Genomic DNA, 13,933 nt, shown 5'->3' with positions numbered 1-13,933 from the left:
GTGAAAAAAATAATTAAACAGATCACCTTGTCACCTAAAAACCCAATGATTCGTAATCATGTAGTATATGGACAAGAAGTGCTACCAGGATTGTCATATATCGATATGATTTACCAAATTTTTAGAGAACATGGTTATTCCCATACTCGCCTTCAATTACGTAATTTGTCTATATATCATCCGTTAACCGTACAAGAGAATTCGAGTATCATGCTTAACATTCAATGTACAGAGAGTGAAGAGGGACGTTGGCATATTACAATCGAAGGGTCTGAACATCACAATAGTAAACCGATCTCCGAAAAAAAGTTGTATGTGAAGGCTGAAATGCATACGAGGTCGGTAGTAGTATTTGAAGAGAGGCTGGAGTTGGATCAACTCCAGCCATCTACAAAACAAGTGGATCTCAATGTGATTTATGAACAATGCCGAGGTCAGGAATTAGTACATACGGGTTTTATGAAGGCAGAAGGACAAGTTTACGAAACAGAGGAAGGCATCTTGATGGGGATTTCTGTCGGTCAAGATGCCCTTTTTCATGCTGAGCATTTTATGTTTCATCCTACCCTTATGGATGGGAGTGGAGTTGGCTCCAATCTGCTACTTTCTTCTCTATGGAAAGAGGAACAAAGACTGTATCTACCTCTATTCTATGAATCTTTTTGTGCTTCAGAGCTATTGCAAACTCATTGCGTCACCCGAATTCAAAGCTCCTCAGTACGCCAGGAAAAAGAGCTGATTTATCTGACGCTAGAATTTTTCAATGCCTCTGGTAAGAAAGTTGCTGAACTGAAAAACTTCACAAGTAAACTGGTGCGAGGAACTGAGCTCATTAATCCAGAGCATAAGAATACGTTCCAGTCAGCACAAGAGAAACAGTTGATTGAGGATTCTGAACCTCTTGAAGAAGCGAGTTTTGAAGAGGTGTCTGCTAACAAGGCATCGTCATACAACGTAATTATGGAATTTTTGCAGCAATTACTAGCTGAGAGACTAAATAAACCGAACGAGCAGATTGAAACTCAGGTTGGTTATTATCAGATGGGTTTGGATTCATCTAGTTTACTTCAAGTTGTGGAGGCTATTGAAGCCAAAATCGGAGTGAACTTATCTCCAACTTTATTATTTGAATATACAACGATTGCAGAACTATCTACTTATCTTGTTGACAATTACCCGGAACACTTTAGTATGGATTCAACTCAGCTGGACATAGAGGAAGTAACTTTGGCTATTTCCTCTATCTCTCCAGATGAGTCTGATCCAGTTACTTCTCAGGTAATGGAAGAAGGGTATAGGTTGCAAGAACAGAAGGATGGGATTCTCCCTCATCAGTCTATGCCGACAGAGAGAGCGGATATTGCCATTATTGGTATGGCAGGTCGCTATCCCCAGGCAAGCAACATTCAGGAGTTTTGGAACAATCTCAAAGAAGGGAAAGATTGTATCACTGAGATTCCTGCATCTCGTTGGGATTGGCAGCGGTTTGAAGGTGTAACCTCTCCTTCAGGAAAAAGCATATCCAAATGGGGTGGGTTTATTGATGACCCGGATTGTTTTGATCCTCAGTTCTTTCGCATATCGCCTAGAGAAGCGGAGACGATGGATCCACAGGAACGTTTGTTTTTGGAAACTTGCTGGGAGACAATCGAAGATGCAGGCTATACTCCCAAGACATTGACAGCTACTCGAGGTCGGAATCAAAGACAACATGTAGGTGTATTTGTTGGTGTGATGCATAAAGATTATACCTTGATTGGAGCCGAGAACCTAGCACATGCAAATGTCTTTCCTTTATCGCTAAACTATGCGCAAATTGCGAACCGAGTATCGTATTATTGCAATTTTCATGGTCCGAGTATGGCAGTGGATACGGTATGCTCGTCATCACTGACTGCTGTGCATCTGGCATTAGAAAGCATTCGACATGGTGAATGTGAGGTTGCGTTGGCAGGTGGGGTGAACTTATCCTTACATCCGCATAAATATATGACTTATGGAATCTGGGACATGTTCTCCAGTGACGGTTATTGCCGCACTTTTGGCAAAGGAGGAGATGGTTATGTCCCAGGTGAGGGGATTGGTGCGGTATTGTTAAAGCCTTTGCATAAGGCTGTGGAGGATGGCGATCGGATTTATGCTGTCATCAAAGGGAGCACAATCAACCATGTGGGAACGGTGAGTGGAATCTCGGTTCCCAGTCCTGTAGCACAAGCCGATTTAATAGAGACTTGCTTGGAGAAAACAGGAATTGATCCACGGACGATTAGCTATGTGGAGGCCCATGGAACAGGAACATCCTTAGGAGATCCGATAGAGATTCAAGGCTTGGTGAAAGCATTCCGGCAATATACGTCAGATAAACAATTCTGCTCACTGGGCTCAGTGAAATCCAATATTGGGCATGCAGAGTCAGCAGCTGGCATCAGTGGTTTGAGCAAAGTAGCACTCCAGCTTCATCATAAAACACTGGTTCCATCTCTGCATTCAGAGGAGTTAAACCCATACTTAGATTTACACCCATCGCCTTTTTATGTGCAACAGCAAATGGAAGAATGGAAGCAACCTGTGATTACAGAAAATGGTTGCGAGGTTAGTTATCCACGTCGGGCAGGGGTAAGTTCGTTTGGAGCAACAGGTTCAAATGCGCATATCATCTTAGAAGAGTATATTCCTGAAACGGCACCAAGTAGTGCTTCTGTGACTCCTATGACTACTGCTTCACCAGCAATCATTCCATTGTCTGCTCGCAACAAGGAACGACTCCAAGCTTATGCGAAGAAACTGCTTGCCTTTCTTCATGATGAGATTCACCTATCTGAGTTGGCCTATACATTACAAGTAGGTCGCGAAGCGATGGAAGAAAGGGTTGCTTTTGTAGTCAAAGATGTTCCAGAGTTAATAGAGAAGTTAGAATCCTTCGTGGAAGGTCAGGAATTGATCAAGGATTGTTGGAGTGGGAAGGTCAAGAACGATAGAGCGATAATGAATTCCTTAAGCTCGGATCAGGCTTCTTTGGTACAGCAATCGGTGGGAGAAGGTAATATTCATGAAATAGCGAAACTTTGGGTTCAAGGTCTATCGATCGATTGGAAACTGCTTTATGGAGAAACCAAACCTCAACGAATCAGTCTACCAACATATCCTTTTGAAAAGGTGCGTTATTGGGTGCCTGAGTCAGATGCTGAAGAGATTCTTCCAAGAGCTAACACAGTTGTTGCCAACTTTATTCATCCACTATTGCATCAAAACATCTCTGATATTTCAGGGTTGAGATTCAGTTCAACCTTTACAGGTGATGAGTTTTTTCTATCGGATCATGTGATTAAAGGTCAACGGGTTTTGCCAGGAGTGGCCTATCTTGAAATGATTCGGGCAGCAGTGGAAAAGGCAGTATTGGAAAAAGTACAGGCAAGAATCACACTTAAAAATATGATATGGGTTCGACCTATGGCTGTAACAGATCAACTAGCAGAAATGCATATCAGGCTTTTTTCCGAAAATAATGGGGAAATTGCCTATGAATTCTATAGCGAATCCGAAGATCAAGAGCCTGTAGTATACAGTCAAGGAAGTGTGATGATTTGTTCAGTAGAAGAAGCTCCTACACTTAATATTCAAGAGTTACAAGCCCATTGCAGTCACCGAATTCTTTCCTCTACGGACTGTTATGAAGCATATAAAAAGATGGGGATCGAATATGGTTCAGGACATCAGGGGATTGAAATGGTGTATGTAGGACAGAGACAAGTCCTGGCTAGATTGTCTATGCCTTCTTCTGTTTCTCATACTCAAGATCAGTATGTCTTACATCCCAGTATGATGGATTCAGCATTACAAGCGTCCATAGGGTTGAGACTAAGTTCAGAAGATCCAACATGGATGGAACACGAACCGATGTTGCCATTTGCATTGCAAGATATGGAGATATTTGGGGAAGTACCATCCTCTATGTGGGTATATATCCGATACAGTGAAGAGAGTAAGGCAGAAGACCCTGTACAGAAACTAGATTTGGACTTATGTGATGAGCAAGGCAAGGTTTGCGTGAGAATCAAAGGATTTTCATCTAGAGTGTTGGATCGTGAAGCAGCTTTGGCCGAAACCTCTTCAACTATTGAGACACTATTGTTTGAGCCTATTTGGAAAGAACAAGCTGTTACTAAAGAAAAACAGAAGATATCATGGGTCGAAAATAGGGCAATGATATGTGAAGTTGGCGATATAAAAGTAGGAAGGTTGAAAGATGAGTTTAATTGTATCGCTTTACAGAGTGAACAAAGTAGCATACATGAACGTTTTCAGAGTTATGCAACCCAGGTATTTGAAGAAATTCAAAATATCCTTAAGGCTAAACCGAAAGGGAATGTGCTCATTCAGATTGTAGTTCCAGTGCAGAATGATCAACGGCTTTTTAGTGCCCTATCTGGAATACTGAAGACTGCACAATTGGAGAATCCAAAACTGATTGGTCAATTAATTGAAGTGGAACCAGATCTACAGTCAGAAGAAATGATCAAGATTTTGGACGAAAATAGAATGGGTCTCATAGATAAACAAATCCGATACAAGTATGGCAAACGATACGTTGCTGAATGGAGAGAAATTGAAACTTCGCAAAATGAAATAAATATTCCGTGGAAAGATCAAGGAGTCTACCTCATTACTGGAGGTGCAGGTGGTCTCGGATTGATATTTGCTAGGGAGATGTTGGATCAAGCTAAGGGGATTGTTTTGATCCTTACTGGACGATCTCCACTAGACAACCAGAAGAAATCTCAACTTCAGCAATTGGAAAGCTTAGGGGCCAAAGTGGTATATAAGCAAGTCGATGTTACGCAAAAAGATGCTGTATACCATCTGGTGAAAGAGATTGGAGATGAGTATGGTAGTCTCAATGGTATCATTCATAGTGCGGGTGTCATAAAGGATAATTTCATTATCAAGAAAAGTAAAAAAGAGTTTCATGAAGTGCTAGCTCCAAAAATAACAGGACTAGTTAATGTCGACGAGGCAACCAAGGATATGCCACTTGACTTTTTTATTCTCTTTTCCTCTGGAGCTGGAGCTGTGGGCAGTTTGGGACAGGCAGATTACGCTACGGCAAATGCTTTTATGAATGCCTACGGTGAATATCGTAACGCCCAAGTGGTATTAAAACAACGGAATGGAAGAACTCTCTCAATCAGTTGGCCATTGTGGAAAGAGGGAGGCATGCATGTTGATATAGAAACTGAAAAAAGTATGAAGCAAAACACAGGTATGATCGCTATGGCGACTGAAGCTGGTATCCAAGCATTATATCAAAGTTGGGCAACTGGAAAGACTCAAGTCATGGTGGTTGAGGGTGTTGTGCAACAAGTCCATTCATTCTTGCGTCAAGCTGCTCATACACGACTCACCGATCCAGTCATCCAGAGCACCAGTCAAGAAGTTCCCCTTCATCTAAAAGATGGGGAAAATCGGGCAATACCGAAAATTACAGAGGAAGCTCTGAAGGAAAAGGCGGAAAATTATTTTAAAAGTTTGCTTTCTTCCGTTATCAAGTTACCCGCAGATCGGATCGATGTGAACGCTCCTATGGAGAATTACGGAATCGATTCAATTATGATTATGCATTTGACCAATGAACTGGAGAAAAAGTTTGGGTCGTTATCGAAAACATTGTTTTTTGAGTATCAGGATATCAAATCTATCACTGAGTATTTTCTCGAAAACTATCATCACAAGCTGATAGATTTACTAGGAATTGAAGAAGTAGCATCAAGTGTTGAAGATACTGTTAAGGCTTTACCTATGGAAGAAGAATCTGTCAAGTCAATATCGAAGAATCACAAATATTCAGGTTATGCCCCTTTGCAAATAGTTCCAAAAGAAAAGTTGAAAGAAAAAGAAGAACAGGACTTGGACATTGCCATTATTGGTGTTTCGGGGCGATATCCTCAGGCGGATAATATTCATGAGTTTTGGAATAACTTGCGGGCAGGCAAAGACTGTATCACAGAAATTCCTAGTGATCGATGGGATCATAGCCTGTATTTCGATACGGACAAAAATAAACCTGGGAAAACTTATAGCAAATGGGGAGGCTTTATGAATGATGTAGATCAATTTGATCCCCAGTTCTTTCATATCTCGCCCCGAGAAGCGGAAATAATGGATCCACAAGAACGTTTATTTTTGCAGTGTGTCTATGAAACGCTGGAAGATGGAGGATATACCAGAGATAATCTAGTTTTGCCAAAAGAGGATGATCTAGCAAGTCATGATTTGGGTGGTCATGTGGGTGTCTATGTCGGGGTGATGTACGAAGAATACCAGTTATATGGAGCCCAAGAACAGATCCTAGGTAGACCACTTGTACTTACCGGAAACCCGTCGTCAATTGCCAATCGAGTATCTTATTACTTCAATTTTCATGGACCCAGCATTGCTTTGGATACCATGTGCTCCTCCTCATTGACAGCGATCCATTTGGCTTGCCAGAGTTTACAAAATGGTGAATGTCAGGTTGCTATTGCAGGTGGTGTCAATGTCTCGATTCATCCTAATAAATATCTGATGTTGGGACAGGGCAAATTTATGTCAAGTAAGGGACGTTGTGAAAGCTTTGGAATGGGAGGCGATGGCTATGTGCCTGGAGAAGGCGTAGGTGCTGTTCTACTTAAGCCATTGTCAAAAGCAATCTCGGATGGAGACCAAATTTATGGAGTCATTAAAGGGACTGCCATGAATCACGGAGGGAAAACCAATGGATACTCCGTTCCTAACCCTATTGCTCAGGCGGATGTGATTAGGAAATCTTTGAAAAAAGCGGGTGTCGATCCTAGAACAATTAGCTATATAGAAGCACATGGAACAGGAACATCCTTAGGTGATCCTATTGAAATAACAGGACTAATGAAAGTCTTTAATGAACAAACCCAAGATAAGCAATTTTGTGCGATCGGGTCTGCGAAGTCTAATATCGGTCATTGTGAAAGTGCAGCGGGCATTGCAGGTTTGACAAAGGTATTGTTACAAATGAAATACGGTCAACTAGTGCCTTCGCTACATTCAAACGTGCTGAACCCGAATATTGACTTTATAAACACTCCCTTTATCGTTCAGCAAAAGCTTGAAGAATGGAAACGTCCAATGATTGAAGTCAATGGGGAAGTCAAAGAATATCCGAGAATAGCAGGTATATCATCATTTGGTGCAGGAGGGGTAAATGCTCATGTCGTGATTGAAGAGTATATCCCCAAAGCTGAGGCAGAAGATTTTGCCTATCCATCCGTTTCGACTCATCAAAATCCTGTCATCATCGTACTGTCAGCCAAGAATGAAGAAAGGCTTCAGGAACGAGTGAAAGGATTACTTACTGCAATTGGTGAGCGTAGGTACTCTGATACGGATCTTCCTAGTATGGCATTTACACTTCAAGTTGGACGTGAAGCGATGGAAGAGCGTCTAGCTCTAACGACGAAGAGTATCACGGAACTTGAAGAAAAGTTGAAAGACTTTGTAGAAGGAAAGGAAGGAATAGAAGATTTATACCGAGGACAAGTCAAACGTAACAAAGATACCTTAGCTGTTTTTGCAGAGGATGAAGATATGGCAAAGACCATAGATGCCTGGATCAGCAAGGGGAAATATGCAAAACTTTTGGGGCTCTGGGTGAAAGGTCTGAGTTTAGATTGGAATCGGCTCTATCCAGATAGCAAACCCCGTCGAATCAGTCTACCAACTTATCCTTTTATAAAGGAACGCTATTGGTTTAGGGAAAATAGCAAGAAGGCTGGTAGTAGAATAATCAATGAAGCGATCGAAATCGGAATCAAACAACCGATTGCGATCAAGCAGTCGATGGACGTTGCATTAGAAAAGCCGACTCATATTTCATTGCAGTCTTTATCTGATGAGTCAATTTCTATGAATCAATCGCTTGAAGAAACCCAACATTCAATTCCTTCAGGATTGACAAATGTTCAACCTTTCGGATCGATGGAAGAGCTTCACGAAGAATTGACAACAAGTTTGGCAGAAGTATTATACATGGAAGCAAGTGACATAGATGTCGATGAAAAATTCATTGATATCGGGATGGACTCGATTACAGGTCTCGAATGGATCAAAGCGATCAACAAGCAGTATGGAACATCGATCATGGTAACCAAAGTATATGATTACCCGACGATCCGTGATTTTGCTAAACTCTTAAAGAATGAATTTAGTAAATCAAGTGATGTAAACAATGAAGTAAGTAAACAGACCGATCTATCCTTTTCAAAAGCTATATGGAAGTCGGTGGACTCACCATTAGAAAAGCCGACTCATATTTCATTGCAACCTTTGTCTGATGAGTCGATTTCGATGAGTCATCCGATTGAAGAAACTCAATATTCAACTCCTTCTGGATCGACAAATGTTCAACCTTTCGAATCAATGGAAGAGCTTCACGAAGAATTGACGACAAGTTTGGCAGAAGTATTATACATGGAAGCAAGTGACATAGATGTCGATGAAAAATTCATTGATATCGGGATGGACTCGATTACGGGTCTTGAATGGATCAAAGCGATCAACAAGCAGTATGGAACATCGATTATGGTAACCAAAGTATATGATTACCCGACGATCCGTGATTTTGCTAAACTCTTAAAGAATGAATTTAGTAAATCAAGTGATGTAAACAATGAAGTGAGTAAACAGGCGAATCAGTCCTTTTCAAAAGCTACATGGGGGTCAAATGACACACCATTAGGCAAACCCACTCATCATACATCACAGCCGATTTCATTATCACCAGTAAAACAATCATTAAAGGAGAGACATACCGAGACAGCTGTTGTCAAAGGAACAGCTCCTACAGAATCTATAGCTATTGTCGGGATGTCAGGAAGGTATTCGGGAGCACATGATTTACGCCAGTTCTGGGATAATCTGATTCATGCACGGAATTCAATTCGTGAAATTCCTAAGTCTCGTTGGGATGTGAATCAATATTATGACCCAAGACCTAATCAAAAAGGGAAAATTTATTGTAAATCACTAGGGATCTTAGATGATATAGAGCATTTTGATCCATTATTCTTTAATATTCCTCCATCAGAAGCTGAAGTGATGGACCCTCAGCATCGGTTATTTTTACAAGAAGGATACAAGGCATTTGAGGATGCAGGTTATCACTCTCAATCATTGAGCCATAAAAAATGTGGTGTATACCTAGGAATGATGAGCAATGAATATGGCATGATGCTCTATCAAAATCAGGTTGGAGGAAGTGCAACGGGTAACAGCTTTGCGATTGCATCCGCTCGTATTCCTTATTATCTAAATCTAAAAGGACCTGCTATTTCCATCGATACGGCATGTTCTTCATCATTAGTAGGGACACATCTGGCTTGTCAAGCATTATTAAATCAGGAAATTGATATGGCTTTGGTTGGCGGTGTCAGTTTATACCTGACTCCAGAATCCTATATCAGTATGTGCACAGCTGGGATGCTATCCCCGGATGGTCAATGTAAAACATTTGATAACAGTGCAAATGGTTTTGTTCCTGGTGAAGGGGCTGGAGCACTAGTTCTAAAAAGGCTAAAAGATGCTGAAGCGGATCAAGATCACATCTATGGTGTCATCATTGGATCAGGGATTAATCAGGATGGTAAAACCAATGGGATTACTGCACCAAGTGCCAATAGCCAAATGGAATTAGCACGGGAAATATATGAAAAATATCAAATACATCCAGAGAGTATTAGTTACGTTGAAATGCATGGGACTGGAACCAAACAAGGAGATCCGATTGAGTTAGAAGCATTATCAACCGTATTTAAAGAAAAAACCAATCAAAAGAATTATTGTGCGATAGGTTCAGTGAAGAGTAATATTGGTCACACTTCTGCGGCGGCAGGTGTAGCAAGTGTGCAAAAAGTATTACTGTGCATGAAAAATGAAAAGCTAGTTCCAACCTTGAATTTTAAGAAACCAAATGAACATTTTGACTTTAAAAACTCCCCATTCTATGTAAATACGGAGTTTAAACATTGGGAAGTAAACAGTGGAATGCCACGACGTGCTTGTGTAAGTTCGTTTGGATACAGTGGGACAAATGCTCATCTTGTGATTGAAGAGTATTTTCCTAGTCAGGGAGATGGAGAAAGAACTACATCTGTTAGTGATACAAATAATCCAGTATTAGTTGTTTTGTCTGCGAAGAAAAAAGAACAATTGAAAGCTTATGCTCAAGAGATGAAGGGCTTTGTAGAATCTCATGAGAGTCTGAATCTGGTGGATCTGGCTTATACTCTTCAAGTAGGGCGAGAAGCGATGGACTATCGTATGGCATTTTTTGTTGATTCAAGAGAAATGCTACAACAAACACTAACGGAATTTATTGAAGATCATTCAGCAACGGTCGGAATTTTGACAGCTCAGGTAAAGCAGAGCAAAGATGAGATCAAAATTTTTGAAACAGATGAAGACGCAAAAAAATTGCTACAAACATGGATTCAAAAGAAGAAGTTTAAAAAAATAGCTGAATTATGGGTAAAAGGGCTGAATGTAGATTGGAATAAGCTTTATAGTGATGCGAAACCCCATCGAATCAGTTTACCTACGTACCCGTTCGCTAAGGAATATTATTGGCTACCAGCTGAAAAGATCCAAACGAACAGTAGCAGTAAGACAGCGATTTCAACAATGGTTGCACTTACGAATGAAAAGAGTTCTGCAAAGAAAGCCATGTGTTTTTTGAAAAAGCAATGGGAGCTTTGCCCTCTAACTTCGACTGGAAAAGTAAATCGATCCATTGCCATATTGGCGAATAAAGAGACTGCAAAGCTGGCTGTTGAGGTCTCTAGGTATTTCCCTCAACATCAAATTCTGGATATACAAAACATGGACTTACAACCTTCTGAATATGATTGGACAAGTTTTGATGGTTTTGTAGATTTAATTGGATGTGGAAGAAATACAAATGATGCAGTAGACTGGATCGACTGGCTTCAAAGACTAATCGAGGATGGGCATAGAGAAGGCTTGATGGTGATGTGCGTAACCAAAGGGTTAGAATCGTATCAAAATGATTCCATCAATCTGTCAGGTGCTTCACGAGCTGGACTGTACCGAATGTTGCAGAATGAGTATAGCCACGTCAAATCACGACATATGGATGCAGATGCATGTACTGAAGATCAGGTTTTGGCCCAGCAGATTGCTAATGAGTTTTCTGCCAATGATGAGCATGCAGAGGTTTGTTATAGGGATGGAAAACGATATCGTGCCTGTTTAAAAGAATGGTCAGTTGAAGATCATACCATGGAGAAAATATCAAAGTCATTCCCTGAAGAACATGTGCTATTGATTACTGGGGGGACTCGAGGGCTTGGGTACTTATGCGCCAAACATTTCATAGAACATTATGGAGTGAAACGGTTGGTACTGACGGGACGTGAGTCATTACCTCCTCGTGAGCAATGGGATGTTTATAAGGAGTCAAACACGTTAATAGAGCAGAAAATTCAAGCAGTTCTTGATTTGGAAGCCCAGGGTGCAACAGTAGAAGTGCTCTCTCTTCCTTTATCCGATTCGGTTGCCGTACAACAAAGGATTCAATATATCAGAAATACGATGGGGCCGATTGGTGGGGTGATTCATTGTGCGGGAGTGGGAGATTTGAAAAACCCCGCTTTTATCAAGAAAAAGGCTGTAGACATTCAACATGTGCTGGAGCCGAAGATTACAGGACTCCATACACTATTTCATCTGCTCCACAATGAACCTTTACAGTTTTTCGTTCTGTACTCATCGGTATCTGGGATTATTCCCGTACTCGCATCAGGACAAAGTGCTTACGCCATGGCTAATGCCTATATGGACTATTTTGCCGAAGCGACCAAGGATCACTGCCCAATCATTAGCATCCAGTGGCCGAATTGGAAAGAGACTGGTATGGGGGAAGTGAAAAGTAGAGCTTATGAACAAACAGGACTATTAAGTATGACCAATGAAGAAGGGTTACAGTTTCTAGATCAGATCCTATCTCAGAAAATGCGTTCTGTCATTTTACCGGCGGTTCATTCTGATCGATGGAATCCTGAACAGTTCATGCAGCGTGAGATTCAAGAGAACTCTACAACAGACACTCCATTATGGCATTCTGCTCCGATAGGTGTGGAATCCCATGAGCTTGTCGATGTGACACAAGCTTGGTTGATTGAGTTATTTTCTAAAGAATTAAAGATCGACCCCACACAACTAGAGATCGATGAACCATTCCAAGAATATGGAGTGGATTCTATTATTTTGGCGCAATTATTGCAACAAATAAACCAAAAGCTTCTAGGAAACATCGATCCATCTACATTATATGAATATCCAACTATTCAGTCCTTTGCTGTCTGGTTGGTGGGCTCATATGGGGATTCCTTATCCAAAGCTTTAGATGGTTTGGTTTCGGAAAAACCAGCACCAGTTCATTTGCCTACATCACTGGAGAAACCGATCTCAGTACAGGAGCAACAAAAGTACAAGCCTTCACATGTAATCTCCAATGAAGAAGATATGGCGATCGTTGGACTTTCTTGCAGTTTTCCTGGAGCAGATACATTGGAAAAATACTGGGATTTACTCTCCAAAGGGAAGTCGGCGATTCATCCTGTCCCACAGGAACGCTGGGGCTATTCCAATTCTTATTATGCAGGCTTGATCGACAATATCACACATTTTGACCCTGAATTCTTCCGAATTCCTGAGGATGATGCTAAAGTGATGGATCCGCAAGCACTAGCAGTGTTGGAACAATGCCTCTATTTATGGTATCACTCTGGATATTCTCACCATGAGATTAAAGGAAGACCTATAGGTGTCTATCTAGGTGGTCGAAGTCAACACAAGCCAAACGAAAGCCAACTTCTTCAAGTAAGGAATCCAATTGTTGCGACAGGACAAAACTATTTAGCAACCAATATCTCGCAATTTTTTGATTTACGTGGTCCAAGCGTTGTTTTGGATACAGCCTGTTCCTCATCGTTAGTTGGTATGAATATGGCGATCCAAGCCCTACGCAGTGGAGAGATTGAATCGGCTGTCGTGGGTGGAGTCAGTTTGTTGGATACGGATGTAGCCCATCAAATGTTTCAACAGCGAGGAATTTTATGCAATGAGCCATCTTTTCATGTGTTTGACCAGCGTGCAGATGGGGTTGTTTTAGGAGAAGGCGTGGGAATGGTTTTAGTGAAGACAGTATCTCAAGCGATCCAAGACGGGGATTCCATCTATGCTGTGATTAAAGCGATAGCTGTTAATAACGACGGAAGAACGGCAGGACCAGCCACTCCGAACTTGCAAGCACAGAAGGATGTGATGCAGGTAGCTCTTGACAAAAGCGGTAAGCAACCCGAAGAGATTAGCTATATTGAAGCAAATGGATCAGGCTCTACGGTCACAGATTTACTGGAGCTTAAAGCAATTCAATCTATTTACCGTTCTTCTAATAAAGTCCCCTTAGGGATCGGATCTGTAAAGCCTAATATTGGGCATCCATTATGTGCGGAAGGGATTGCAAGCTTGATTAAAGTTGTTCTCATGCTACAGCATCGCCAATGGGTTCCATTTCTATCGGGTGAACAATCGATGACACATTTTGATATCGAAGCAAGCAGCTTTTATTTTTGTCGTAAATCGATGGAATGGACAGAAAAAGTTCCGATTGCAGCGATTAACTGTTTTGCCGATGGAGGTACCAATGCACATGTGATTTTGGAGGCATGGGAGGAGACAACTCATCGTGCGGTTAGAAAGCCCCTACCACTTCCAGCTTTAAAGCGGCAACCACTTTTGCAGATAGGCTTATTATCCAAAGAAGATCAAGCACAAGCTGTTCAATTGAATACTACTTCAAAAGGGATGTTCTGGAAAACATTAATCTGAGAGAGGGGTTGTAAGA

Annotated in this window: 1 protein-coding gene; it reads left to right on the top strand. The window is 41.3% G+C overall.

What is annotated here, in order from left to right; genetic code table 11:
- Positions 1 to 13,917, top strand: coding sequence for a type I polyketide synthase (locus tag EDD58_RS10995; protein WP_131925542.1), 13,917 nt, complete (start codon positions 1 to 3; stop codon positions 13,915 to 13,917).
- The last annotated feature ends 16 nt before the right edge of the window (positions 13,918 to 13,933 follow it).

The organism is Hazenella coriacea (assembly GCF_004341825.1).
GTDB lineage: Bacteria > Bacillota > Bacilli > Thermoactinomycetales > Thermoactinomycetaceae > Hazenella > Hazenella coriacea.
Note: the sequence above shows the minus strand (reverse complement) of the source record. Positions and strands in the feature narration are given on the sequence as shown.